The sequence below is a fragment of the Paenibacillus sp. VT-400 genome (genome assembly GCF_001029205.1).
Taxonomy (GTDB): Bacteria; Bacillota; Bacilli; order Paenibacillales; family Paenibacillaceae; genus Paenibacillus; species Paenibacillus amylolyticus.
Map to the genome: position 1 here is coordinate 41,460 of NZ_LELF01000065.1, position 26,019 is coordinate 67,478.

The 26,019-nt window shown below is 45.6% G+C and carries 18 protein-coding genes and 1 riboswitch; of the genes, 7 read left to right on the forward strand and 11 right to left on the reverse strand.

Translation table 11 applies throughout. From position 1 onward, the window contains the following. Nucleotides 1-147: 147 nt before the first annotated feature. Both EL84_RS31270 and EL84_RS09940 read left to right on the forward strand, forming a co-directional pair. Nucleotides 148-312, forward strand: a complete 165-nt coding sequence (locus EL84_RS31270; RefSeq protein ID WP_017692264.1) for a DUF1328 domain-containing protein — start codon at nucleotides 148-150, stop codon at nucleotides 310-312. Between the two features lie 372 nt (nucleotides 313-684). Next, nucleotides 685-1,167, forward strand: coding sequence for a hypothetical protein (locus tag EL84_RS09940; protein WP_047841576.1), 483 nt, complete (start codon nucleotides 685-687; stop codon nucleotides 1,165-1,167). 91 nt (nucleotides 1,168-1,258) lie between these two features. Here EL84_RS09940 and EL84_RS09945 read toward each other — a convergent pair whose 3' ends face one another. Further along, nucleotides 1,259-2,146, reverse strand: a complete 888-nt coding sequence (locus EL84_RS09945) for a cation diffusion facilitator family transporter (protein WP_047841577.1) — start codon at nucleotides 2,144-2,146, stop codon at nucleotides 1,259-1,261. Between the two features lie 291 nt (nucleotides 2,147-2,437). Between EL84_RS09945 and EL84_RS09950 the strand changes: the two genes are divergently transcribed. Beyond that, complete coding sequence (locus EL84_RS09950) at nucleotides 2,438-2,626, forward strand: hypothetical protein (protein ID WP_017692261.1); 189 nt, start codon at nucleotides 2,438-2,440, stop codon at nucleotides 2,624-2,626. 114 nt (nucleotides 2,627-2,740) lie between these two features. On the opposite strand, the gene EL84_RS09955 is transcribed toward EL84_RS09950, so the two are convergent. The 6 genes from EL84_RS09955 to EL84_RS30785 all read right to left on the reverse strand — a co-directional run bounded on the left by EL84_RS09955 (nucleotide 2,741) and on the right by EL84_RS30785 (nucleotide 11,464). Beyond that, on the reverse strand, nucleotides 2,741-4,366 hold the full coding sequence (locus EL84_RS09955; protein ID WP_047841578.1) for an ABC-F family ATP-binding cassette domain-containing protein: 1,626 nt from the start codon (nucleotides 4,364-4,366) through the stop codon (nucleotides 2,741-2,743). 214 nt (nucleotides 4,367-4,580) lie between these two features. Next, nucleotides 4,581-5,627 carry an MBL fold metallo-hydrolase gene (locus EL84_RS09960; protein WP_047841579.1) on the reverse strand — a complete coding sequence of 349 codons (1,047 nt, stop codon included), beginning with the start codon at nucleotides 5,625-5,627 and terminating at the stop codon, nucleotides 4,581-4,583. A gap of 71 nt (nucleotides 5,628-5,698) precedes the next feature. After that, entirely contained in the window at nucleotides 5,699-5,854 is a 156-nt protein-coding gene (cydS, locus tag EL84_RS32235; RefSeq protein ID WP_155985027.1) for a cytochrome bd oxidase small subunit CydS, read from the reverse strand. Nucleotides 5,855-5,862: 8 nt separating this feature from the next. Then, complete coding sequence (locus tag EL84_RS09965; protein WP_036668011.1) at nucleotides 5,863-6,897, reverse strand: cytochrome d ubiquinol oxidase subunit II; 1,035 nt, start codon at nucleotides 6,895-6,897, stop codon at nucleotides 5,863-5,865. Next, nucleotides 6,894-8,240 (reverse strand): cytochrome ubiquinol oxidase subunit I, encoded by a 1,347-nt coding sequence (locus tag EL84_RS09970; protein WP_036606964.1) that lies wholly within the window; start codon nucleotides 8,238-8,240, stop codon nucleotides 6,894-6,896. Before EL84_RS09970 ends, EL84_RS09965 begins: the two co-directional genes overlap by 4 nt. Nucleotides 8,241-8,617: 377 nt before the next feature. Further along, complete coding sequence (locus tag EL84_RS30785; protein WP_053061443.1) at nucleotides 8,618-11,464, reverse strand: ATP-binding protein; 2,847 nt, start codon at nucleotides 11,462-11,464, stop codon at nucleotides 8,618-8,620. A gap of 344 nt (nucleotides 11,465-11,808) precedes the next feature. On the opposite strand from EL84_RS30785, the gene EL84_RS09980 reads away from it, so the two are divergent. Further along, nucleotides 11,809-12,507 carry a response regulator transcription factor gene (locus EL84_RS09980; protein WP_047841580.1) on the forward strand — a complete coding sequence of 233 codons (699 nt, stop codon included), beginning with the start codon at nucleotides 11,809-11,811 and terminating at the stop codon, nucleotides 12,505-12,507. A gap of 49 nt (nucleotides 12,508-12,556) precedes the next feature. Here the strand turns inward: EL84_RS09980 and EL84_RS09985 are convergent, their stop codons facing one another. Next, complete coding sequence (locus EL84_RS09985; protein ID WP_047841581.1) at nucleotides 12,557-12,976, reverse strand: hypothetical protein; 420 nt, start codon at nucleotides 12,974-12,976, stop codon at nucleotides 12,557-12,559. A gap of 242 nt (nucleotides 12,977-13,218) precedes the next feature. Between EL84_RS09985 and EL84_RS09990 the strand changes: the two genes are divergently transcribed. The 3 genes from EL84_RS09990 (at nucleotide 13,219) to EL84_RS10000 (ending at nucleotide 17,406) form a co-directional block, all read left to right on the forward strand. Further along, nucleotides 13,219-14,361 carry a virulence factor gene (locus tag EL84_RS09990; protein WP_047841582.1) on the forward strand — a complete coding sequence of 381 codons (1,143 nt, stop codon included), beginning with the start codon at nucleotides 13,219-13,221 and terminating at the stop codon, nucleotides 14,359-14,361. Nucleotides 14,362-14,508: 147 nt separating this feature from the next. Continuing rightward, nucleotides 14,509-14,724: riboswitch (Lysine riboswitch) on the forward strand. Between the two features lie 119 nt (nucleotides 14,725-14,843). Continuing rightward, nucleotides 14,844-16,334, forward strand: coding sequence for an amino acid permease (locus tag EL84_RS09995; RefSeq protein ID WP_047841583.1), 1,491 nt, complete (start codon nucleotides 14,844-14,846; stop codon nucleotides 16,332-16,334). Nucleotides 16,335-16,764: 430 nt separating this feature from the next. Continuing rightward, nucleotides 16,765-17,406 (forward strand): class D sortase, encoded by a 642-nt coding sequence (locus EL84_RS10000; RefSeq protein ID WP_047841584.1) that lies wholly within the window; start codon nucleotides 16,765-16,767, stop codon nucleotides 17,404-17,406. A 126-nt stretch (nucleotides 17,407-17,532) separates the two neighbouring features. Here EL84_RS10000 and EL84_RS10005 read toward each other — a convergent pair whose 3' ends face one another. The 3 genes from EL84_RS10005 to EL84_RS10015 form a co-directional block, all read right to left on the reverse strand. Next, nucleotides 17,533-22,044 (reverse strand): collagen binding domain-containing protein, encoded by a 4,512-nt coding sequence (locus EL84_RS10005; RefSeq protein ID WP_053061444.1) that lies wholly within the window; start codon nucleotides 22,042-22,044, stop codon nucleotides 17,533-17,535. A gap of 163 nt (nucleotides 22,045-22,207) precedes the next feature. Then, a complete protein-coding gene (locus tag EL84_RS10010) occupies nucleotides 22,208-23,335 on the reverse strand; it encodes a transglutaminase domain-containing protein (protein WP_036606951.1) in 1,128 nt (375 codons plus the stop codon). Nucleotides 23,336-23,536: 201 nt separating this feature from the next. Then, a complete protein-coding gene (locus EL84_RS10015) occupies nucleotides 23,537-25,930 on the reverse strand; it encodes an S-layer homology domain-containing protein (RefSeq protein ID WP_047841585.1) in 2,394 nt (797 codons plus the stop codon). Between the last annotated feature and the right edge of the window lie 89 nt (nucleotides 25,931-26,019).

Below are 26,019 nucleotides of genomic sequence, written 5' to 3' on the forward strand. Positions count from 1 at the left end.
AATATTATATATCCCTTCATATATGCCTTCGCTTGGAAAAAAAACCAATGTTTCAAGCGGTTAGCACTCGGTTAAAGTTAGACTACACAAGGCGGTGAGGTGAACACAACTCACTCCACAATCAATTATACGAAAGGATGAATACTTATGTTGAAATGGTCTGTATTATTTCTAATTATTGCACTGGTAGCAGGTATTTTTGGATTCTTCGGTATTGTTGAAGCAGCTGCTTCAATCGCGAAAGTACTCTTCTTCATCTTTGTTGTACTGTTCGTAATCTCCCTGATTACGGGACGCAGCCGAATGCGATAACCTCAGGCTCTGATATGACTGAGTGTTTACTAAACGAAATACATACAAAAGCCGATCGTGCTCCCAAGCCGATTGGCTTTTGTGCGTTCAGGGATAGGTCAACTTTTCTATATTATGTATTGCACTCCCTTCTGCTTTATTCCAATCCGCTCTCGTATGAATCCAAAAAAAACAGGACCTTTTTGAGATAGCCAACCCGGTTTTATCCCACTGAAGTATGATATTTACAGGATTGCTATATACCCATATATGCGTCAGTTGACACTGGAGGATCCAAGAAAATATTGTTATAATTTGTGATTCATAAGGGTGCTTGCTTGGTTACTTGTAATCAGGACAACATTTTACATACCTACCGAGGAGGAAAAGAAAATGAAAAAAATCGTAAGTTTTGCTGCTGCTTTAACGTTGATGGGTTCGATGGCTGCCGCTGCGGGTGCGGAGGAAGCGGTTACTGGAACGGTGACTCCGGAAAAAGGAACAGAAGCTACAACAACGACAACAACTCCGGCTGTTGAAGTGAACAAACCTGCTGTAGAAACAGTAGAAGGCACTACTGAGACAGTAACCGGTGCTACCTACAGCACTAATGGTAATAACCCTTCTCCTACAACAGATAAGTTATTTGACGAACCAGTTGTAAAACCAGGCGATGAAGTACTGATGCCTACAATGTTGCTGAACCTTCTGGAGCGCACTTGGTTCTATGATGCACCTAACGGTAAACCAATCGGTGCGTTAGGCTCCCAAGTCATCGATACAACAGGTGAAGTGGTTGACGGATTCGACGGCGGCGAGTGGGTGCAAGTGTACACTTGGAAAGGCAAAGCGTGGATCCACGTTGCCATTAAGTAACATCGTATATTCGTTCTAACGATAAGTAAAGAGGACAGCACGCACAATCGCGGCTGTCCTCTTTTGATTTTCCAAGATGTTCACTCCCTGTTCAAGGGTTCCTTGTGACTTCTTCCGTCTTTGGTTCCACATGTACATGTACATGCATGATGTTATGCGATCGCTTCAACCGCTCTTCAACACGGTCACAGATCTGATGGCCTTCAATCAAGCTTAGGCCTCCGTCCACTTCAATGACTACATCCACAAGTACATGACTGCCATGCACACGTGCCTTCACATCCTTGATCATCTCAACACCAGGAACGCGTGCTACTGAGGATCTGAGATCCGTCAGTTCCTTCTGGTCAAATCCATCGGTAAGACGATGTGTAGAATCCCGAAAAATCTCCCAAGCCGTTTTGCAGATCAACAGACCTACAGCAATGGCAGCTACTTTATCCAGCCATGGAAGTCCAAACTGCGCACCTATAATTCCAATTGCAGCACCTATGCTGACCCAGGCATCCGAACGATTATCTTTCGCCGCAGCCATCAGAGCCTGACTATTAATTTGTTTAGCCAGACGGTTATTGTAACGATATACGCCTAACATCACCACTGCACAGACTACAGCCACCGCTGCCGCCCACAGATTTGGAGCAACAAAGGCTCCTTCATACCAGGAGCGAACGGCTTCAACCAATACTTGCAGCCCAACCATAGCCATAATAAATGAAGCCACCAAGGCAGCAACCGTCTCCGCTCTGAAATGACCATAAGCATGATCCGAATCAGGTGGTTTCTGCGAAATCCGAAGCCCGATCAATACAGCAATGGATGCCACAATATCCGTAAGGTTATTAAAACCATCGGCCAGCAACGCGCTGGAAGCAAATAAATATCCACAGATCAGCTTAAAGGCGGACAAGACGAGATAGGCTGCGATACTAACCCAAGCCCCTCGCTCCCCTTTTCGAATTTCTTCATAAGCGTTCAAACCGGGCGACACCCCTTTTAACGTTTCGTATTACGGTTTTTCCATGTTAACAAATGTGGAGCGTGTGGGTCTACAGAAACAGTGTTGCCAGGCTGCATTGCTGTAGGCAAGCCGAAACAAAGTTGCCAGACGGCAGGGCTGTAGTTATTGAGAAAAAATGTTGGCCTAGGTAAAACCAAAGGTTTTGAGCATTTTATCAGGTTGCCCTTGTAGGGCTTTTGTAAAACGTATAAAATAGGTACATCCCGTCCAATCTGGACGGCTCACTGTAAGACCGGGAGGGAAATAACGATGAGCGAAAATAACGAACCGAAAAAGGTCAGTTTGCAGGATGCTATACGCCAAAAGCTGGCGCAAAAGAAAGAACAAGCAAATTCCGGTAACCAATCCAGCGCCTACTTTGAAGGCGGACCTAAAGCGATGAAGAGTCAAAACAACAAAAAGCCTAACAACCAACGTCGCCGTACTGGTGGATCTTAGGTCTTAAAACCGCAGAGAAACCCATTGATTTACAAAAAGAACCGCAAGCCCTCTTCACAGAGGCTTGCGGTTCTTTGGTGTTCCTATAATAATGTGCGGTAGACGATGCTTAGTTTAAGCTTCTATCGGATACATTTTATTGCGCAGTTCTTTGATTTCATCACTTTCCAGATACTCGTCATAGCTCATTTGGCGATCAATGATGCCATTTGGCGTAATTTCGATAATCCGGTTAGCAATGGTTTGAATGAACTGATGGTCATGGGATGTAAACAGCATTGTGCCGTCAAAATCAATCATACCATTGTTCAGCGCTGTAATGGATTCGAGATCCAAGTGGTTCGTAGGCTCATCCAGAATCAATGCGTTGGCACCAGTCTGCATCATTTTCGCCAGCATACAGCGAACTTTCTCGCCCCCGGAGAGTACACTTGCCTTTTTCAAGGATTCCTCACCTGAGAACAACATACGTCCCAAGAATCCACGCAGATACGTTTCATCCTGATCTTTGGAATATTGACGGAGCCAATCCACAAGAGTCATGTCTACACCGTCAAAATATTGGGAGTTGTCTTTCGGGAAATAAGCTTGAGTTGTAGTTACACCCCAAGTATATTCGCCGCTATCCAATTCCGTTTCACCCATAAGAATATCAAACAAGAGTGACTTGGCATTCCCGTTCGGTCCAACAAATGCGATTTTATCCCCTTTGTTCACGACAAAGCTGATATCATTCAGCATGTTTACACCATCAATGGATTTGCTGATACGATCTACGGTCAACAATTGTTTACCGGCTTCACGCTCAGGTTTGAAATTGATAAACGGATATTTACGGTTCGATGGACGAAGGTCATCCAGCGTGATTTTGTCGAGTTGTTTCTTCCGGGAAGTTGCCTGTTTTGATTTCGAGGCATTCGCAGAGAAACGTTGAATAAAGGCTTGAAGCTCTTTAATCTTCTCTTCTTTTTTCTTGTTAGCATCACGTTGCAACGCAAGTGCCAATTGGCTGGACTCGTACCAGAAGTCATAGTTACCTACGTACAACTGGATTTTACCAAAGTCGATATCCGCAATGTGCGTACATACTTTGTTCAGGAAGTGACGGTCATGGGATACCACAATAACAGTACCTTCATAGTCCATCAAGAAGTTCTCAAGCCATTGAATGGATTCGAGATCCAAGTGGTTGGTAGGCTCATCGAGCAACAGGTTGTTTGGACGACCAAACAATGCTTGTGCAAGCAGGACACGAACTTTTTCGTTACCACTTAGTTCATTCATTTTTTTATCGTGCATGTCACGGTCGATACCCAAACCGATCAGGAGTGCCGCTGCATCCGGCTCAGCATCCCAGCCATTCAACTCGGCAAATTCACCTTCAAGTTCACCCGCACGCAGGCCGTCTTCTTCAGTGAAGTCCGCTTTGGCATACAGCGTATCTTTTTCTTTCATAATGGCATAGAGACGACTATGACCCATAATTACCGTTTCGAGAACCGGATACTCATCATATTCAAAGTGGTTTTGCTTCAAAACGGCCATACGTTCGCCCGGGGTGATGTGCACCTCTCCCGAGTTTGATTCAATTTCACCGGACAAAATTTTCAAAAATGTTGATTTACCGGCTCCATTGGCGCCGATGAGGCCGTAACAGTTTCCTGGTGTGAATTTGATATTTACATCTTCAAAAAGTGCACGTTTTCCGTAGCGGAGCGTGATGCCGCTTGTACTGATCATTAAGCATACCATCCTTTATTGGTTAATCTGCATACTGCATGAATAGCAAGTTGCGTAAATCATGGATTCAATATCCCGATGCCTATTCTGGCACCATATTATAACACAAAAAAGCGGCAAATTCGAAAATTGGCCGCTTTTTACTTATTAAAGATTTGGTAAATGTACTGTTCATGCAGGCATTTCCTACTTTAACATATTTGGCTCACTTTTGTTAGCCCTGTTTACCTTCCTCGTGGTGAATGCGGAGTGTTTCGCCATGACCAAGCACCCGAATCCGCTCTTTACCAATGCCTAAACGTTCACGTTCAACTTCCAGCCGATCCAGCGCTTCCTTGGGCGTATCATCCGCCAGCTTGAATGTGCCGTAATGCATTGGCACCATGAGCTGTGAGCCGGATTCAACGAACCCCTGCAGCGCTTCTTCGGGTGTCACATGCTGAGAAGTCATGAACCATTCCGGATCGTAGGCACCGATGGGCATCAGGGTAACCCCAATGTCAAAGCGTTCTCCAATCGTTTTGAAACCCTGGAAGTAACCTGTATCACCTACAAAATACAACACAGGCGGACCGCCTGATGTTTTGGATGTATCGTTCTTCCCTGATTCCGTGGATGATTCATCCTGATTGCTTGATGTTGCAGCACTTTCCGCTGCTGAAGTCGTTGCCGAATGATTCGATTCCAATACATAACCGCCCCAATGGGACGTATTGGTATCAAACAACGTTCGGCGCGTCCAGTGCTGTGCAGGAACAAAGGTTATTTTGACTCCGCCCAGTGTCATATGATCCCACCATTTCATCTCCTGGCATCGATGAAATCCTTTGCGAATCATCTTACGCTTCAGACCATCGGGTACGATCAGCAACGTCTTGGCTGTAATCAGCTTACGCAAGGAAGCCAGATGCAGATGATCATAGTGGGAATGGGATATCAGAATCACATCCAACGGTGGAATATCCTGAATCGGAATGCCGGGGGCACCGAGCCTTCGTTGAAATCCCATTTTTTCGGCCCACACCGGGTCAGTCACGATGTTCAATCCATAATATTGAATGAAAAACGTGGAGTGACCAATCCAGGTAATACTTGTGTCATCCCGGTTGGCATGCAGATAATCCAGTTCAGGCGGGTGTTTGGGCACGGTGTAGGAGTAATCCTTCACTTTGCTCCGCCGTTGCTCCCTCCATTGTTTGAATTCCTTCAGCGTTTTGTCCGTACTTACATTATCGATATTGTTATAACGGATTTTCGGCATGAAAGGGCCCTCCTCCCTTCCTCATTTCTTAACAAGAGATTACCCCAAACGGGAATGGACGTACCAACCAATCAATCCTTTGGGTTCTTATATACGGCCAGATATACAAACAGAAAGACAATAGCAGCCGCAATGATCAGTGGAGGGGCGTACATAATGGTGAATGTCTCAAAAAAGCTTAATCCGGTTATACCGGGTATCCCCGTGACTCCCTCAGTAGTGACCATGAACAGACTCATCCTTTCTTTTTACCAGAATTACCGCGCACATAATTGGCATCAAACAGGAACAGCTTCATAATCAGCACAAGCGAAGGAATGAGCACGAGTAAACCCAGACTAAACGCTGTAATGAGCGCAATCCCCATCGTGCGATTCGTAAAGCCGTCGTAAATATTGATGTAAGGATACAGAATGTACGGAAGATGGGATCGCCCGTAACCATACCAGGCAAAGGCAAACTGAAGCATGACAGCAACAAAACACCAACCTAGATATTTACTTTTCCACACCAGCGACACGGCAATAACAAAACAAATAAACGAAGCGATGAACATCCACGAAATATTCACCATCTGCTCAAAGTGTTCGGGATTCTGTTTGTTAATCTGCAGAAAAGCCAGAAAGCTTGCAAAAATGGTAGGCAAACTCCAGAGCAGCGCGTACTCTCGAAGCACCTCATATGCCGGCTCATCCCCCGCCCGTTTTGCATAATAGGATAGAAACATCGCCGAGATGTAGAGCACACTAACCAGTGCAAGCAAAACAACCGACCATGTATAGGGATTCGTCAAAAATTCACGCCAGCGAAAAAATACCTGATCGCCCACCTCTTCAATGATCCCGCCTTCGGATATTGCCAAAATGGTGGAGAACACGGCTGGAATCAGCAATCCCGTCGCCCCGTACAATGCCATATAGATCCGGCTGTTCTGCCCATGATTGCCATAGGTATTGTAGGCGTAATACACGCCCCGGATCGCAAGCAGTACAATGGCCAGGGAACCCGGAACCAGCAAAGCAGTCCCGTAATAAAAGGCGCTATCCGGATAAAACCCGACCAGTCCGACCACAAAAAAGATCAAAAACACATTCGTCACTTCCCACACGGGAGACAGGTAGCGCTGAATGATGTTATGAATTTTGTTCTCATGCCCGGTCAAAATGCTATAAAAGCTGAAGAACCCGGCGCCAAAATCAATCGAAGCAACGATCAGGTAACCGAACAAAAACGTCCATAATATTGCGATGCCTGCAATTTCGAAACTCAATGCACGATCCCTCCTTCAAGCCCCAGAGACTCTAGTTCCTTCTCTGCTTCCTTGTTACGGAACAGCTTGCTGAGTACCCGAATGCACGAGAAACACAGGATCAGATACAGCAAGATGAACAACACTAACATCCATCCTACCGAAGTTGACGTCGTGGCTGCTTCCGCCACCTTCATATATCCGCGTAAGATCCAAGGCTGCCTGCCAACTTCAGCGAACATCCACCCCAACTCGATCGCAATCATGGCCAGAGGCCCCAGCAAGACGATGCCAAGCAGCAGCCATTTGGGATAGGGCTTGCGCCCTGGCAACCACCGCCGCAGTACATATAACACAGGAATCATCAGTATAATCACTCCCGTTGTGACCTTCAGGTCGAACATATAGTGAATAGACAACGGTGGTCTCAGATCCGCCGGAAATTCTTCGAGACCCTTCACTTCCGTATCTGGTCGATTACCCGCCAAAATGCTAAGGGCATACGGTATCTCAATCGCATATTTCACTTCATTATTCTCATCCAAAATACCCCCATAGACGAGGGGTGCCTCTTTCATCGTCTTGAAATGCCATTCTGCGGCAGCCAGCTTCTCCGGCTGATATTTCGCGAGGAATTTACCGGAGGAATCGCCGATCATGACGGTACTGATGGCAAATACGAGCGCAGATACCGTCGTGAGTTTCAGTGCTTTTTTGTAATACACATGATCCCGTCCCCGAAGCAAACTGAAGGCGGCGATCCCCGCCAGAATACCTGCACTCAAGGTGTAGGATGAGGCGAGTACATGGGACACTTTGGTTGGCGTTGCCGGATTCAACATGGCAGCAATCGGATGGATGTCCTTCATGATGCCATTAATCAGGGTGAATCCCTGAGGCTGGTTCATGAATGAGTTCACCGTTGTAATAAAAATCGCAGATGCTGATGAGCCGAGAGCGACCGGAATCAACAGCAGCATATGCGTATATTTCTTTTTGAAACGATCCCACGTATAGAGGTAAATTCCAAGAAAGATCGCCTCTATAAAAAAGGCAAACGTCTCCATGAACAGCGGCAGGGCGATTGCCTGACCCGCTACCCGCATAAACATCGGCCACAACAGACTGAGCTGTAATCCGATTGAGGTGCCTGTAACAACGCCAACGGCAACGGTGATGACAAAACCTCGCGCCCACCGGCGTGCCAGCAAGGTGTAATGCATATCATTGGTTCGGAGTCCTCGCCACTCCGCCAAGGCAATCATAAGTGGAACACCTACACCGATAGAGGCAAAAATAATGTGTACAAACAGGGTAAGGCCGGTTAGTATCCGGCTGAGCAAAACAGGGTCCAGGGATGACATGGTTACACTCCTCTTTCACATAATCGTTATGTACGACAGCAGTTACTCTGCTTGAACGTGTATCTCAATAACTCATGATTCGGATGATGCTCTTCACAACGGCATACAGCACAACCACAGCTGCAACCAGACAGACGATGATGAGTGTTTTCTCTTGTTTACGGAACATATACCTGCCGTCCTCCTTTTGCATGGGATGCAAATTATGGCTCTATAGACAGTTTGCAAAAGAAGTTGTTTTTTTATCCGGGGAAATTGAAAAACAAAAAAAGCCTTTCCCCTTATCACGCTCACGCGCTGAAAGGGAAAGGCCCTATCCGTAGGTCTCGTACATAAACATTATTCATAAAAAAGTGGAATACATTTCTTCATTAAATTCACACCAATACGTCCTGCTTGGGCAGTCGAACCTTGAACGTACTTCCTTTGTCCGGTGCAGATATAAAAGTCAGCGTACCCTTGTGATCCTCTACAATTTTACGAGAAATGTACAACCCGATTCCTGTTCCGCCGATCTGCCGATGATCCGAATTATCGACCCGATAGAATTTGTTGAACAGCATGTCCTTCTCTTGCTCCGCAATCCCTATTCCGTAATCGCGCACATCAAGACATAACCATTCCTCTTCTTCCCATAATGTTACATCAATACGATCGGCTCCCGGAGAATACTTGACGGCATTCCCCACCAGATTATGCAGAACCTGAACCATCCTGTTCTGGTCAGCATAAGCAAAGAAGTCTCCATTAAACGTATGCACGTAGATCCGTTGGGCAGACTTCATATTCCACTGTTCGGCAACCCCTTCTACCAACTCAACCAGCGGTACATACGTCATGTGGTAAGTCATACCTTCGTTGTCGAGGCGCTGAATATCGAGTACATCATCGAGCAAACTGCTCAGCCGCTTGCCCTCCGAAGAGATGGTCTGCATGAATTCCCGCTGCTGAGTTGCCGGAAGGTCATACATCATCATTAATTCCACATATCCCATAATGGTGGCTACAGGCGTTCGAAGCTCATGAGATACCACGCTGATCAGCTCATTTTTCATCCGATCCAACCGTTCTTCTCCTGTCCGGTCGCGGAACACCAGCAGAAACCCATGGTTTTTACCGGGGACATCCATCTGCTTCATGTACAAGGAAAATACACTTTTATCCACATTATTAAATATAAATTCAGTCTCGATAAACGCTGTTTCTCCATTCAGGAATGCTCTCGTCTGTTCCATCAGATTGAAGTTGTCCGTTAATACCATCGTATCAATCGCCTGCGCCAAATCTTCAATGGATCTGCCCATAAAATCACCCAAACCAAACATCTCTTCTATCCTTCGGTTGACGATGGTTATGGTCCCTGAACGATCAGACATCACGAGCCCTTCCCGTACGGATTCAATAAATTGCTCACTGATATCTCGCTGTTCCTGAATGGCAATCTTCTCATTGAACAACTCCGAGTTCAGCTTCTCCAGCGCAAGGGCATGACGTACACGATCTTCTTCTGCTCTAGTCCGCTCCGTAATATCCTTAATAAACAGGTTATATAATGTCTCATTTTTGCCCAACTGGATCTCAACAATTTTGTACTCAATCGGAAATACGGAACCATCCCGTCGAATACCTGAAATTTCTTCAACGATGGTGTATCTTTTACCTTCAACATATTCAAATCGCTCTAGCAAATTCTTGATCTCCTTGCAGCTGGCCCCTTGAAAAAGAGATGGTGCTTCCTTGTGCAGGATCACTTCTTCCCGACGCAAACCAAACATTCTTTCAGCCTCTGGATTAAACTCAACGATCAACCCATTGGAGTCCACAGCGATAATCGCATCAATAGAGGATTCAATAATGGCACGTTTGACCTCTTCACTATTCTTGAGTTCCTTGGTACGCTCAATAACCCTGTCCTCCAGCGTTAACTTGTCGTGACGAATCTGCTCGAATTGTTCCAGCAGCACATCGGCCATTTTGCGCAAATTGCCAATCAGGATCTGTACTTCGGTTACATGGCTGGTTGGCCACTCCATCTTCCCATTTCGAAACAGCAGTCTCGGAAGAGAGCCTGTCATTCTGGTCAGTCTTAACAGCGGGCTAACAACCTTACTGCTGAGAGGAGCCGCTACGATCATGGAAGCCACGATGATGATGAACAGGGATTGCAGCGTGGTCAGATAAATGGATTCGATTCGGGGGTAATACTCGGACGAGTCAGTCACAATGAATACCCGATAAGGTGTTAACCTTGTCATTTCTGCTTCATAGATAAAAGAGGCTTGTTTCCAATGATTCAATACATCGCTGTAATGGATATTTGCGGAACTTAACAGAATGAGGTTATCCCTCGACTTCAGAAGACGGAATCTGTCCATGTCCAGATACTCGCCCACCTGTAGTGTATTCAAACCAGAAGCGACGACTGTATCATTGCGATTCAGCAGAATCACATTCACACCCAGTAGATGATGATAACGCGCCATATTCTGATCCATATTCTCAGAGGTAACGTACTCTTCATCAAGATCCTGAACAACCGCAGTTGCTGCATATTTCATATCACGTAATATGGCATCATTCATTTGCCCCAATTGTCTGCGGCTATCTGCGGATAACAGTACAAGAGAAACAAATACCACAAAGGCGACTACGTATTTAAACGCAATTCTTGTTAGTGGAATGGTTCCCATGCGTTTTGATTTATGTTCACCCGTGGTGATCCAAAAATCAACTACAATTCCCGCAATCAGCGCATTCACCATACCAATCACAGCAATATACATATACTCATACTTCAAATCGTCTATATTTAGACCCAACATAAAATGCCCGCCATAGATAACAGGAAGTAACATCACTACCCAAAAGACAGCATTAGCCTTGATTAAACTGCCATTCTTCCAGCGGATCTGCCAACCGAGCATCCAAATTAATTCCATGAAGTGGGCAAGCATGACAGTTAAATTGTGCGGCACAAAGCCGACAAAGACGGTATTCAGGAGATGGATAACTGTAAGGGTGACAAATCCATAGATGGCCCCATGCAAACGAAGAGCAATGAGTGCTGCCGCGCTACCAATCATAAACTGTACACCATAGAATAAAGTAAACGGAAAAATAGTGCTTAGTGAGCCCAGAATGATCAGAATGCTGGTCCCAATCCAGGGTATTCTCAGCTTCAACACGACCCAATCCAGCATTTGTCTTGCCTTTATACGATCCATAAGCAATTGCCCTCATGGATCATTTTTTCTTCTGTTTTCAACAACAACGTTGGTTCCCCCTATAAACTTAAGCGGATACAATATTACTTTTTTCCCCTTAACTCGTTCTGATCCATTATACTGTAATTAATACTTGGTGCAGCTTTGGGAAATTCTGATTGATCGGCAACCAAACTGCATTCATGCTAGAATATTGAAGTTCATGCAAAAAGCTTATTCTTTCTCTACATATACATCCTATATTTTGGGATAGAAACATTAAAAAATTTGCGGCATTTATTCGCAATTCACCTTGTTTTTTTAGCATTTTCTTAACATATTATTTTCACCAGGAGTGTGACCCTATGACTATCAAAGTACTTCTTATAGAAGATGAGAAAAATCTGGCCGACATGATTGCTTTCTTTCTTGAGGAGGAAGGATACATCACTGAACGGGTTCATCATGCCCGCGAGGCACTTCAACTGTTTCCACAATTCCAGCCGGATATTGTTGTAACGGATCTCATGCTTCCTGAAATGGATGGAAATGATCTCGTAGATGCCTTTCGCCAGCACTCCACTGTGCCCATTCTGATGATCTCGGCAAGCACCATGCTGAATGATCGACTTCGTGCATTGCATAATGGTGCGGATGACTTTCTGTGCAAACCATTTAGTTTGAAAGAGTTGGATGCCCGGATTAAAGCACTGCTGCGAAGATCAATCATTTCCTATAAGGATAAACCGGTAAAAGAAGACAAGCAGACAGAGGTTACTGGACATGTGAATGTGAATGAGTACAGAAGAACTCTGTTTGTGGATGGTGTTGAAATCGAGGTCACTCATATTGAGTTTGAGATTATGAAGGAATTGTACCGCAATCCAGGTAAAGTGTTCACCCGCAATGAGCTGATGGATCGGATCAAAGGCTCCGAACGCGCCTATCTGGATCGTACCATTGATGTTCATATCTCAAGTCTGCGTAAAAAAATTGAGCCTGACCCCAAGAACCCACGTTATATTAAGACTGTTTGGGGAACAGGCTATAAATATGTGATCTAATACGATCGTAACAATTAAAAAGTTAAACATCTTTGGCCATATCTCTCTTTTATCTCATGGATAAGATGGGTGGTATGGCTATTTCTGATTTATGGATAGACGAAGAATGAAACCAATTTTCCATATCCTTGATTAGTTGATTCGGGTCTTGCTCGTTCCAGAGAATCATCTTTATCTCACCTGTACCTGTAATCTCTTGCAGGTGACGCTTCCGAATAAGGGATTTGAAATCCGTAATGACCAGTAACGGAAGTTGTGGCATAAAAGCCCGAATGGCATTTGCTGCTGACACCGCTTCTTCGGCAACCTGATAATCAACAATACAATAACGGGCATTTTCCCAATTTCCCCGATGTGTTTCTATCGCAGAACCAGATGTTGAGTCCTCAATCCAGTTCCTGAACAATTGAATAATATTCTCATATGCAATACGACGTTTTCCATCCGAGAGCACGGTAATGGGTTCCATAGGTATAACCTCCAGTTGATTCTTATCTTTATTGTGCCAATTTTCGTTTAAAAATGTTTGTGCGTGAACATGAAAGAAGTGTTAACAAATTTCGTACTTCTTCACATTAAGTGTTAGAAACGTCCACTTCACTTCTGGATGATTTCGCAGATTCCACACATTGATGTAAAATAGAGAAATACCCGTGTGATTTAATTTACGGGAAGTTAAAGATGAATCTGGTACTATAGGAGGTTACATTGATGAATATTGTTTCCATTGAACCAACACCGAGTCCAAATACGATGATGTTACATCTCGATGAACGTCTGGAGGACGGAATTCGCAAAACATATACACTGGACAACGAACGATCTGCTCCGGCGTTCATTCGCCAGATGCTTCATATTCCCGGTGTAAAGAGTGTGTTCCACACAACAGACTTTGTGGCACTTGATCGTAAAGGGAATGCCGACTGGTCCGTTATCTTGGGCGAAGTCCAAAACCGCCTTGGACAGCAAGGCATTGATCTGGACTGGATTGAATCCGAAGATGGTTCAGGCGAGCACTTCGGAGAAGCACAGGTATTTGTACAATTCTTCCGTGGCGTACCGATGCAAATTAGGGTCAAGGCCGGGGTCAAGGAAGAACGAATCTCGTTGTCAGACCGTTTTGTTAAAGCCGTGACGGAAGTCGCCAGTGCAACGATGATCAAAGAACGTAAATTGAGTGATTACGGTGTTCGATATGGTGAATTACCGGACATTGCACGTGAAGTCGAGCAGGAATTGGAAGCCGCTTACCCGCCGGAACGGCTGGAGCAGGTCATCAAACAGGCCATTGAACATGGTACCAAATCCGAAGAGTTCGTCGAGCGCCGCCGTGAATTGGATGGAGCCGAACTTGAAGAGGCTCTGCGAAACGAGGACTGGAATGTTCGCTATGCGGCATTTGACGGTATGGAACCTACAGCAGAAAGACTGCCTCTCGTAGCCCATGCCTTGCATGACAACAAAATGCAGATACGTCGCTTGGCTGTCGTATACCTGGGTGACATTCGTACACCGGAAGCGATGGAATTGCTGTATGAAGCACTCCAGGACAGTTCTCCTGCGGTACGCCGTACTGCCGGGGATACCTTGTCGGATATCGGTGATCCTGCCGCCACTCCAGCCATGACAGCTACGTTATCCGATAAAAGTAAACTTGTACGCTGGCGTGCAGCACGTTTTCTCTATGAGGTCGGAACTGAAGAAGCAGAGCAAGCGTTGCGCGTTGCAGCCGATGATCCTGAATTTGAAGTCAGCCTGCAGGCCAAGATGGCTCTGGAGCGGATCGAATCGGGCGAACAGGCTGCTGGAACGGTATGGCAGCAGATGGCTGGCCGTAACAAAAAAGAGGAATAGTCGTCTCTCAGACCTCACATCCAACAATTGTTATTGCACTGGAAAACCATGCGCGTTATACTGATTGTCTGTTTACTAAACAGGACACACGGTGTTAAGTTGTGTTGTTCATAATTTCATAGACAATAGATACACCTCATCCATTGATGGTGAGGTAGAGGTCGCGGGTGCGATCAGTACGCTGATGGAGGCGCTAAGGAGCCGCTTATGAGATCAGCCGAAAGGTGTACCCGCCGAAGCTCGCTGGACGTTCCTTATACGGTCCGGTGAGCTGGGGCTGCTGTCGAAAGGCGCAGAACTGTCACGGAAGTACATTTCCTTTATATAAAGGTATGAATTCTTCTGTGTTGAGCTATCTTAATCATCTGGGACATGGTGCGGACATTGAAATATTAAAGACCGCAGGCTGATGCCTGTGGTCTTTTTGTTTTTATGAATTCAAGTATCGCAAACATCAGTATATCGAATGAAGGAGTGTTTCCATGCAAGACCGCAGTAACCCAACAACAACAACAACAACTGGACCTTCCCTGAAAAAAGGATTACGCGCACGCCATATGACGATGATCGCTCTCGGTGGCTCAATTGGTACCGGGCTGTTTCTCGCAAGTGGTACCGCCATCTCAACCGCAGGCCCTGGTGGAGCATTAATTGCCTATGTGGCCGTTGGCATCATGGTTTATTTCCTAATGACCAGCCTTGGTGAGCTTGCTACCTTTATGCCGGACTCCGGTTCATTTAATACGTATGCCGCACGTTTTGTCGATCCTGCTCTCGGGTTCGCCATGGGCTGGAACTTTTGGTACAACTGGGCGGTAACCATTGCAGCAGAGCTTGCTGCCGCTACTGTACTCATTAAATACTGGTTCCCCGACAGTTCATCCATGTTATGGAGCTTATTGTTCCTCGTGCTGATCTTTTCCTTGAACGTGTTGTCTGTTAAAGGCTATGGAGAGTCCGAGTACTGGTTCGCCATTATCAAAGTCGCTACTGTTATCATCTTCCTGGCCGTTGGTGTGCTCATGATCTTTGGTATTATGGGCGGAGAAACCGTTGGATTCAGCAACTTCACCATCGGTGATGCGCCCATCCATGGCGGATTCTTCGCTGTGCTTGGTGTGTTCATGGCTGCGGGATTCTCATTTCAAGGTACCGAGCTTATCGGAGTAGCTGCCGGTGAAAGTGAAAACCCGCGCGAAAATGTACCTCGTGCAATTCGTCAGGTATTTTGGCGCATTCTGATTTTTTACATTTTGGCGATTACCGTGATCAGTCTGATCATCCCGTATACGCATCCGAATCTGCTCAAAGGTGACCTGGAAAATATCGGTGTCAGCCCGTTCACACTGGTGTTTGAGAAAGCTGGCCTCGCCATTGCGGCTTCCGTCATGAATGCCGTTATTCTGACTTCTGTACTCTCTGCCGGTAACTCAGGCATGTATGCTTCAAGCCGGGTTCTCTATGCCCTTGCCCGTGATGGTAAAGCCCCTCGTTTCTTGGGCAAGTTGAACAAAAAGGGTATTCCAATGAATGCACTTTTGCTTACAACAGCCGTTGGTATGTTGGCATTCCTTGCCTCGCTGTTCGGTGATGGGATTGTGTACACGTGGTTGCTGAATGCATCCGGTATGTGTGGTTTTATCACTTGGCTGGGTATCGCCATAAGTCATTATCGCTTCCGTCGTGCATACGTTGCACAAGGCAGGGATCTGAGCGATCTGCCTTACCGTGCACGCTGGTTCCCGTTTGGGCCGATCTTTGCTTTTGTCCTGTGTATCATCGTGATCATCGGACAGAACTATCAGGCATTCACAGGTGATCAGATCGACTGGAGTGGAGCCATCGTTGCCTACTTGAGCGTACCCCTGTTCCTGGTATTGTGGCTCGGTTACAAATGGATCAAAAAGACCAAAGTGGTGCCGCTGCAGGAATGTGATTTCACACCTACCGATTCACCAACTGGTAAGCACTAACGAAGCAATATTTACACTTGCCACTTCGATGACAGAATAACCTTCCGATCGCTGTTATCCCCAGATTTTTTGATTCACTTTTACAAAGGTGAAAATCTGGTGATAAAGGCGAAGCGTATGCTTACGAAGTAGCTTTCTTGCAGAAAGCTTTTAGCTTCGCTTCTTCACGTTATTTCTGTCCTCTACGTTCTCATGTAAATGGTTAGTTCAGCTTATACAACTGATACGATTTAACTTCATATTAAAAAAAACTCCCCTTGGCGTTGCAGTTTTCCTACTGTAGTGAAACGGGGAGGTTTTGTTTTGGTTCGACTCTCCCCCTTCGAACATTTCTGTACATCCTTTCGTCCCTGTCCATATTTTGTATAGGTCGGTAAGTAGAATAGAGAAAGGTATACTATTTTTCTTGGACAACGGGAGTTGATGTATAATGAAAAAATTCTCTATCCTGCTCGTTCTATTGGGCATCCTGATCATCAGCTTTCCTTTCCTGCGGGAAACGTATTATGACTGGCAGCAAACCCGTGTCATGAACGATCTGGAGCAATTGCAAAACGGCTTGTCTAAGCTTAATCACTCCTTCGAACAAGGCATACAGGATGCAGTTTCTGCCGAGCCAACTACTGACAATACAGGTACAGTGCAAGAGGCCTCCTCGGATACGTTGGGGGTACTATCGATTGACAAGATTGATGTCCGTTTACCGATTCTGGAGGGTGCAACGGAAGCCAACATGAAGGTAGCTGCAACCCATCTTGTTGAAACCACCCGTATCGGGAACAAAGGTAATGCTGCCATAGCGGCTCATCGCGCCCACAAAAAAGGACGGCTGTTCAATCGTCTGGGAGAACTCCAGATTGGTGATTCTATGGAAGTCACCCTGGCAGATCGAACGATTATCCAATACAAGGTAGATCAGATATCCGTTGTGGAGCCAACTGACTTATCTGTGCTGGAGGATCCCGGGCTTGGACAGGTCCTTACCTTGATTACCTGTGATCCACTCGTCAATCCAACACATCGCCTAATTGTAAGAGCTATTGCAGTGAAACCAACTGTTACGGGGACCTGATCCTCCCTAAATATCACCCAAAAATACCCTCTAGCATATTCACACGTCGACGCTAAGTCTTCGTAGTGATTGCTAGAGGGTATTTCTATCTACACACGATGAATTTTAGATACTGCGTGTTTCGATCTAGCGATGAAGCTGTTGTCTGCGGCGGAAGTACATGAATCCCGCGCTACCTAGCGCCATCAGCATCATGCCCACAGCAGTGTAAGCCATTGTGCTCTCTTCACCTGTTTGTGGCAGCATTCCCTGAGATCCAGAATTTCCGTTTGGCTGTGATGCAGAATTTCCATTGCCCTGTGATCCATCTGTATCCGTTCCAGCAGGAGGTGCGAGTGCACCATCCCCATCAGGTGCATCTGTATCCCCAACTGGAGGTGCAGTGTCGTCACCGTTCGAATCGCCTGGTGTCGGTGTCACTCCCCCGGAATCTTCATCTGTCGGACTTTCGGTTCCTCCCCCAGACTCTGTAGGTTCAGTTACAACCGTGCCTGGAACCGACGGAATTGGTTTTCCTGGTTCCGGAGTTACTGGTTTCTCTGGATCTGGTGTTACACCCGTAGTAGGTGTTCCCGGATTATAAGGTCCACTAGACCCACCACCCGATACCGGGATAGCCTGATTTGTTTTTTCCACAACTACAGCTTCGGTTTGTATGTTCGTAATTTCAAATGGTACTGGTGTTGTTTCCAACATGTATCCGTTAGGCGCTTTTATTTCAACCAACTGATATTTATTGATATCCAAGCCTTCAAGTACAATTTCACCTTGTTGATTGGTTGTCAATGTAGCTTCATCTAGACCTGTTACCTTGTGGAACTCCCAATTCCCATTTGCATCCATCAATGCAGTTTGAGCCCGTAATTCAAATACAGCTCCTTGAAGGTACTGAGTTCGACCCGCATTGGTTTTAATCAATTTCACAGAACGATCATTTTTTTTATTTTCAATGGTTAATTGAGTTTCCGGTTTGATAATAGATACAAGGGTCTCCGGCTGTTCAATAACAAAGCCTTCTGCCTTGGTCTCTACCAATGTATATGAACCATAATCCAAACCATCGAATTCAATGACCCCATTTAGGTCGGTTACTTTTGTATCGATGACAATGTTGGAACGATCACGCAATTCGAATTCAATTCCGCTTAATACGGACTTATCCTTGGCATTTACTTTGGTAACGACAAGTTTACCACCTACACCCATTGCATTAGACTTCGTCAATGTAATACTCTCCGTCTGATTCTCTACAATCGTAAACGGAATTGGTGTAGCATCCAATTGATAAAACTCAGGTGCCACGACTTCTACCAGCTCATAATCCCCTGGCGACAGTCCACCTTTGGCGATCTTTCCATCTTCCCCTGTCGTTAACTCATCGATTTTCTCTCGCGTTGCGCCGTCCTTGGAGTACAATTCGAAAGTTGCACCCTTAAGTGTCTTGGAGGAGTCCACCGCATCTACCTTGGTTAATTCAAACCCTTGACGAATCTTTTTATTTTCAATTTCAAAAGCGATATCCGCATCCTTGAATTCAATCGTTTTACCTGAGGCAGAGCCATATTCAGGATCAACCAAATATCCTGCCGGTGCAGATAATTCTTTTAACTTATAAGGTACACCGTTGGTTAGATTGTTTAATCGATAGTTTCTGGAGCTTTCAACCACACCATTCTCGTCCGTTGGGTTCAATGTTTCCAGAAGCGTAGTTCCAGACGCATTATAGATTGCAAATATTGCACCCTCCAGCGGAACTCCTGCATCACTGACTTTGTGAATTCTGATTTTGCCCAGACCTGTAGAGGCTCCTCCACCTGCTCCAGCCAAGGAAACTTTGATTCCCGACTGATTACCTTCCCCGATTACCGAGGAAGATTGGCCTGCAAATTCAACCTTATTCTCAATTCGGGCGCCATGATCGGCATTAATATAAGACTGATATTCCAAAATGAATGCAGTATGGATATCTTTCTTGAAGGTGAAGGTAAATGTATTGCCCTCCACGTCCAATTCATAATCAGCCGGATCAACAAGTCCAGCTTTGGTGGATACATTGCCTGAATTGTTGGCAGGTAAATTGGTTGCATATAATTTCAATGAATCAGCCAATAAAATCTGGTTCTCTGACAAGGTATCTGTTAATTGGTTACCCGCAGGAATGAAAGATTGACTTGGATTGATATTTACCGTCCATGATGCTTTATCCGTTGTACCTTCTTGCTTCCCTGTTTTGCGGACGTATACACCACCGTTGGCAGGTGTAACACTGGCTGATCTATTAAATCGTATTGCACCACCCTCACCATCCGTCAGAACAGCCTGGTTGGCATATGCGCCTGCGACAGAATATGGTCCATCCAGACTTGTTTCGTACTGAATGCGATAAGCCATTTTGCCCATGTTACCCAGATCCAACGCAAAACCTTTACCGTCCGGGTTCAACTGGAATTGACCAGGTGTGAGCAGAACCTCGCTACCCACAGCAGTAACATTATTGGCTCCCTGCAACTCTAACTCATGAACTTTCAATGAGCCGTCTACAAAAGATTGGTCTCCAGTGTAAGCATCCTTAAGAATTGCATCCTGAATATCAAACAAATTGTAGTTTACATCGATTGTCCAGGTGATCTTTTTATCTTTGGCGCTATATTCACCCTTTTTGTTACCATTTTGAATCGTGTAGTCTTGCGGTTTGACCGCAGCAGATTTGGTAATCGAAGTCTGTTTTGCATCAGACTCTTCCCAATCGATCTTCGCCGAGTTGCGATATTCATCATTCGTTGGCATACCTGCTGTGGGATCGAAGCTTGTCTTATAAGTGATAACATGCTCCGTACTAAGCGTTACGCCGTCCTTCAAGCGAAGTGAGAATCCTTTTTCATACGTTGGATCAGCCGGGTCTGGAGTCAGTTCAAAGTCGTCTTTGTTAACACCACTCACTTGAAGACTACCCGGAATCAGTTTCATATGTCTGCCTTCGTAATTGTCGGTGATGACGATATCCGTCATGTCCTGCAAATCACGGTTCACAACAATCTGCCATTCGATTTCTTTTGTGTTGAAGTTTTCACTTTTTACACTCTTTGCAAAAATGACTTCCTGAACGTCTCTTCGGCCTGTTTTGGAAGTGCCATCATACATGTTCACTGTGTTCGTAATGGTGTCGTTTGTATAAACACGATGAATGGATTGTGTATCATATTCGATCTCATAGGCCTTTGTAATATCATTCTTAAAATGTAATTTGAAGCCATTATCGAACCCTGTACCCATCGCTTCGAGTGTGTATTCATTTGGATTGATCAGTGTTCTGTTGGAAGCCGCTCCACTTGCATTAATGTCCACTTGATACACTTTGACGGAATTGTTGATCAGTTGCTGTTTTGCCGTATCAAAGCGGTCTTCAATCCATGCATTCGTTTGCATAATTTCTTGCTGATTGTAGTTATATTGTACTTTCCATGTGACCGTCTGTGTCACCGGATCATACGCACTATCTTGCCCTGATTTGTTCAAAGGCTCATTAAAACTCACACGAACTCGGCCAATATCTGTTTCGTTGTGCTCGCTCTGATCTGTTGTAAGCGCAACCTGGTTTTGATACTCCACGTTAGTGAACGGAGCAGTGGTTGGTGCTTTAACACTTGTCGTATAGGTTACACGATAGGCCTTATCTGTATCTCCCAATTGAATTGGAAACTGTGGTTCCGTTTGAACTACTGGGCCTTCTTTAACAGATCCATTCAATTGCACTTCCAATTCGCGAATTTCGATGTTGCCCTTGAGCTCCAGCTCTGCTGGGAACGTGTCTGCAAGAACAGCATTTTTCATAGCCTTCTCGCCTTGGTTAAAATCTACAGTCCATTTAATTTCATCCGAGTTGAAGTTCTCTTTGTTTGCGCTTCCCGATTTCTTCAACTTATCTACGGCTGTGTTGGCAAAATGTACATCAATGATGCCCTGCCCCACGGAACTAAAGTCTATCTGTTGTTTCAAGCCATCTTCCATCTTGCTCTCATCGAACTTAATCCACACGTAGAAGTTGCCTTCCAGCTTCGCATGCTCGATCAGTTCATTAAAGGTAAAGATGATTGTGCCATCTGGATTCACCACATACTCCCCAACACCGCCATCCAGATTACCCTTAAGCTGCGATCCGATGATGAATTTATCGGGCAAGTTAAAGGTGAACGTAGAGCCATCGCTGTAGTTGTGGTTGTCATCTGCAAGTCCCCATGTAAAGACTACAGCCACCTCATCCTGAATGCGTGGTCGAATATTCTCGATTTTATCTCCTTTGACTTCAATCGTGCCATTCCCGTTGTCTTCTGGTTCCTGATTGTACATCTGCACACTGGTAATCAATTGATCTGTAATTACCGGACCTGCAGCTGCCATTGCTAAACTGCTCTGGTTGAGGTTTCCCTCACCCTCTTCTTCCGGAGTGGCAGCAACGTCAACGTTGTTGACCTCTTCCGAACCTGCCAAACCTTCTTCTGATGCTGTATCGCTGATTGCACTGGCTGGCAAGTTAGTTAATTCATCCTGAGCATGCATTGTTGGTGTAAATATCCAACCCTGCATCATTTGCGTGACCAGTAACAGAGCAATGATCACTATGCTCACTTTTTTCCTCATTGTTTGCATATCCTCCTCGTACGTAGTGTTGGCATACGCCGAAGATTAGAATAGCAAAGCGACATATACAAAAAATAGACAACACTAAAATCCTCGTTTTTGAACAAATAATTGAACACAAAAAAGGATACTCCTCAAGCGGAGCATCCTGTTCAAACGGTTGTTATAGTGTCCAATTAATTTTGACGCGCAGATCCGTAGTACCTTCCATTTTGGACACATAATAAGATATCGATTTCATGCCAAGTTGGTACAAATCCTGCAAATCTTCAATCAGTCCAGCCTCCGTACCCTTGTACCTGAATGTCAGCGAGGTTCCGCCTTCCTTCAGCTTACTCTGAACTTTGGTCTTCAGCGCAGCATGGCCTTTAACAGCATCCTGTTCATCATACAGGGAATAGTCCAGAGCATGGTACAGCTTCTGATAAGCGGCTTTTTTGCTATCTCCGGCCTTCACCAGCTTTAATAAAGCTTCTCGATATGGGGCAGGCGCAGCGGGGTACTTGCTTTTGCCTGTCCAGATATGGTCACGTGCCATCTCATCATCACTCAGCAAATAGTAGCTGTGGCTAACCTTACCTTTGCGGTCAGGGGTAGGATCATCCCAGGTGGTGTCCATGTGATACCACTTGCCGTCCAGGTTCACGATATTCCAGGCATGAAGCTGCCCGCCCGCTGTACCTTCCACAATCCGGTTATCGATACCTACTCGCTCCAGCATCCGATATGCCAACAGTGAATATCCCTGACAGACGGTACTGCCTGTAACAAGCCCGTCATAGGCCGTATATTTCTTCAACGAAGTATCATAGGAAAGGTTAAGCACAATCCAGTCATGGATGACCTTGACCTTCTCATGATCCGTCATGCCTGGTTTGATGATTTCTTTCAACACGTTTGTGACTTTACGATTCACATAATCGGTCTGCTCCTTGGTCTCCCGATAGGAGAGAGTCACATGCACCTCGGCCGACACATTGGAGCCTTTATAATTAAATGCATAACTTTTAACGGTATATTGAATATAGGGGTCACTCTTCATTGCCTCATCGATGGAGGTTTGTAATTGTTTTTTGAGGCCTTTCACATTGCCTTTGTATGTAAAAACAAGTTCCTCCGTTCGCTGTGACATTGCGGTAAGCAAGGTCTGGCGCAAATCTGTTGCCGTGGATATATCTGATGTTCCTGATGCAGCATACAGTTGATCCAGATCAACCGTACGTGGTAACGCTACAGCAATCAGACAGCCTGCCAGCAGTATGGTGATAATTCGTTTCCCGTTCTTACCCATGAAAGGAACCCACCCTTCTTTGCAAAGTTCTCACGCCCTATTGTATCACAAAAGGCTCTGTCGTCATTCTTCTAGTTTTGTCAAAGCAAATCAAAAGAGACCTTCTATGGAAGGTCCCTTTGATCTTCAGTTCAATAAATCACGATTACCCGTTATCTTCATCCTATGTTTCGTTTGGTCACGATATGAGTGATTCCTCGTCTAATACAGGCGATTACCACTCATAAACGTATCTGTTTTACCTTGAAGCTTCGCCAGCCGTTCCAATACCTGTGACGCTTCAGCTACCGTCACTTTACGTGCAGGCATGAATCGTCCTTCAATCGAAGGAAGCAATCCCAGCTTCAGACTCAGGGAGACCGCTCCCTTACTCGTAATGGCACTGGCATCCGCAATGTTGGGAAGATCCGATGGCAACGTATAGAATCCGGCCAGCTTCTCATAGCGTAAAATACGTACAAGCAGCACTGCCAACTCTTCACGTGTCATCTCTTCCTGCGGATTCAAATTCTGTTCAGGGTCCGCTCCGGCAAGCCAGCGCTGATCGATTAATGCCCGAACTGCCTTATAATACGGGCTGTCAGGCGTCACATCAGCGTATAACTTGTCATCTCCGTCCCCACTGTAGTACAGATCCATATTTGGATTAATCGCTCTTGCCAGATAGTTAAACCAATCTCCCCGGGTGATCACACGATCCGGGAATACGCGTCCCTGCTCATCAGCAAGCATTACGCCATGCTGTGTCATATTGCGCAGAGCTGCTTCGGCCACATGACCCAAGATATCCGTAGGTTCAGCCTTGGTTGCAGAGCTTGTGTCCCCGTATAAAAGCTTCCACTCTCCTGTGTTCGCATCCAGCGCTTCATAGTTGCCATAGATCGAATTCTCATCACGTGTAGGCATATAAGCAAGATTCACCCCCGCTGGGATGACTTGACCACCGTTCATACCATATCCGCCATAACGGGAATATGCGAGGATCAGCTTGAACTCCTCCAGATAGAGTGCCTTGGCCTCTTCATAACTGATAGCAGGCTTAACATCTGCCGGCAGTTGTTCAGGCGTTGCCGCAATACGTGTATAGAACTCGTTAATCGTCCCGTTGTTCAACACCTGTACTTGTGCCGTATCTTCCTTAACCGGAATTCCGTTCAGATAACGCTGGAACAAAAATGTGCGAGCATCATCCACCTCAATCACGTTAGCCAGTCGGAACTGCTCCGTTGCGTCTGGAACTAGCGCAATCACCGTGTCCATCGCCAGTTTCTCAGCCTGCTTCCGGGTTACCAATTTGCCTGCCTTCTCCTCAGCCGGCTTCTCCTGTTCCATCTCCGGTCCCATTCGTTGCATCATCGTATAACTGTAGATCTGCCCGGTAACTGCATCTACCTGTGCTGAGATATCCCGCATGAACATATAGGACATATTGGCACTTCGATCACTCCAGCTCAGACTCCACACCTGATTGTTCGGACTTGAGTAATATCCCTTACCCAGCTGGCTATGTTCCAGCTTATAACCCTTGGGAATATCAAAGTTTGTTGCGACCCGATTGGCGGCCTGCTGCACATTTAACCTCGTACCATTGGCCGGGACAAAAGGTGTTACATCACCTTTTAACTTCGTATCCTGCTGCAAAGAATCTTTATCTACAGCTTTACCTGTTAATGTATTAATCCGTTCCAACGTATTGGCTTCAATCGGAACAATACTGATATTTTTTGGTGTATATGCAAGGTAATACTGCTGACCCTGTTTGGAAGATAGACGATCTTTGGCGATATAAGCCAGTTCCACATCGAACTGTTCTTCAAACTGCTGTCTGGCCTTCTCTTCTGAAGCTGCCGGTTTCGATGAGGGATACTTGGCTTCAATAGTACCTCGTGAGTAACCTGTCACCAAACCACCTTCATCCACATTAATGTAGACTGTCTCTGCGTCAGATAACAATCCATCATGTTTTAACTGGTACCCGTATCGGTACTCTGTTCTGCCAAACAATGACTCTTGTTCGATGGAAGAATACAGATCTCCAAGCGGAGCATATTCACTTTCCTTAAGACCTGGAATCGCTTGGTACAACAGTGCCACGGCCTTTTCTTCAGCTTGAGCTTTGGTTAACTTCACATCTGATTCCGAGACATGTTTATCCAGGATATCCGACGGCAAATGTACACTTAACACTTCCCCTGTGCCTGCATGTACAGTTCCACTGAATCCCGACGTATGATTACCTTGTGTAATCTGGAACCCGATCTCCCACGCCTTGTAGTCTGGCGGTGGATAGGAATTAGGTGAATCGAATCGTGCAGATGAGATCGTTGCTTTTTTTAATAATGGAAATAATTTCAGTATATTTTCACTGGCTTGCCTGGATGAGATTTTCGCTCCCTCAGGCACGTCATTGCTCGTTGCGTCTAGTTGTTCATTTTCCCCCGTTGTCGCTTCGGTCAACTGCTCTGCTTGCGCGGCTGATGCACTGCCTGCAAAACCTGGTGTTTGCGAAGCAAGCAGCAGTGTTGCCATCGCTGCGGTTGTTGCTTTGGTTGCGAACATTTTCAAACGTAGATTAAACTTCCAATTCAAACTCAAATCTGGACCTCTCCCTTCAATTTCATACAAAGAAGCATAACAAATAACCTCGCATGAATATTGCCAGTCTATTCTATGATACCATAAGC

Bases quoted from the DNA above. Each gene is read 5' to 3' on its own strand.
- EL84_RS09995 (WP_047841583.1), top strand. From the start codon at position 14,844: ATGCAAGACCGCAGTAACCCAACAACAACAACAACAACTGGACCTTCC.
- EL84_RS10010 (WP_036606951.1), bottom strand. From the start codon at position 23,335: ATGGGTAAGAACGGGAAACGAATTATCACCATACTGCTGGCAGGCTGT.
- cydS (WP_155985027.1), bottom strand. From the start codon at position 5,854: ATGGTCACTACTGAGGGAGTCACGGGGATACCCGGTATAACCGGATTA.
- EL84_RS09960 (WP_047841579.1), bottom strand. From the start codon at position 5,627: ATGCCGAAAATCCGTTATAACAATATCGATAATGTAAGTACGGACAAA.
- EL84_RS09985 (WP_047841581.1), bottom strand. From the start codon at position 12,976: ATGGAACCCATTACCGTGCTCTCGGATGGAAAACGTCGTATTGCATAT.
- EL84_RS10005 (WP_053061444.1), bottom strand. From the start codon at position 22,044: ATGAGGAAAAAAGTGAGCATAGTGATCATTGCTCTGTTACTGGTCACG.
- EL84_RS09955 (WP_047841578.1), bottom strand. From the start codon at position 4,366: ATGATCAGTACAAGCGGCATCACGCTCCGCTACGGAAAACGTGCACTT.
- EL84_RS09940 (WP_047841576.1), top strand. From the start codon at position 685: ATGAAAAAAATCGTAAGTTTTGCTGCTGCTTTAACGTTGATGGGTTCG.
- EL84_RS09970 (WP_036606964.1), bottom strand. From the start codon at position 8,240: ATGTCATCCCTGGACCCTGTTTTGCTCAGCCGGATACTAACCGGCCTT.
- EL84_RS09950 (WP_017692261.1), top strand. From the start codon at position 2,438: ATGAGCGAAAATAACGAACCGAAAAAGGTCAGTTTGCAGGATGCTATA.
- EL84_RS31270 (WP_017692264.1), top strand. From the start codon at position 148: ATGTTGAAATGGTCTGTATTATTTCTAATTATTGCACTGGTAGCAGGT.
- EL84_RS09980 (WP_047841580.1), top strand. From the start codon at position 11,809: ATGACTATCAAAGTACTTCTTATAGAAGATGAGAAAAATCTGGCCGAC.
- EL84_RS09990 (WP_047841582.1), top strand. From the start codon at position 13,219: ATGAATATTGTTTCCATTGAACCAACACCGAGTCCAAATACGATGATG.
- EL84_RS30785 (WP_053061443.1), bottom strand. From the start codon at position 11,464: ATGGATCGTATAAAGGCAAGACAAATGCTGGATTGGGTCGTGTTGAAG.
- EL84_RS10000 (WP_047841584.1), top strand. From the start codon at position 16,765: ATGAAAAAATTCTCTATCCTGCTCGTTCTATTGGGCATCCTGATCATC.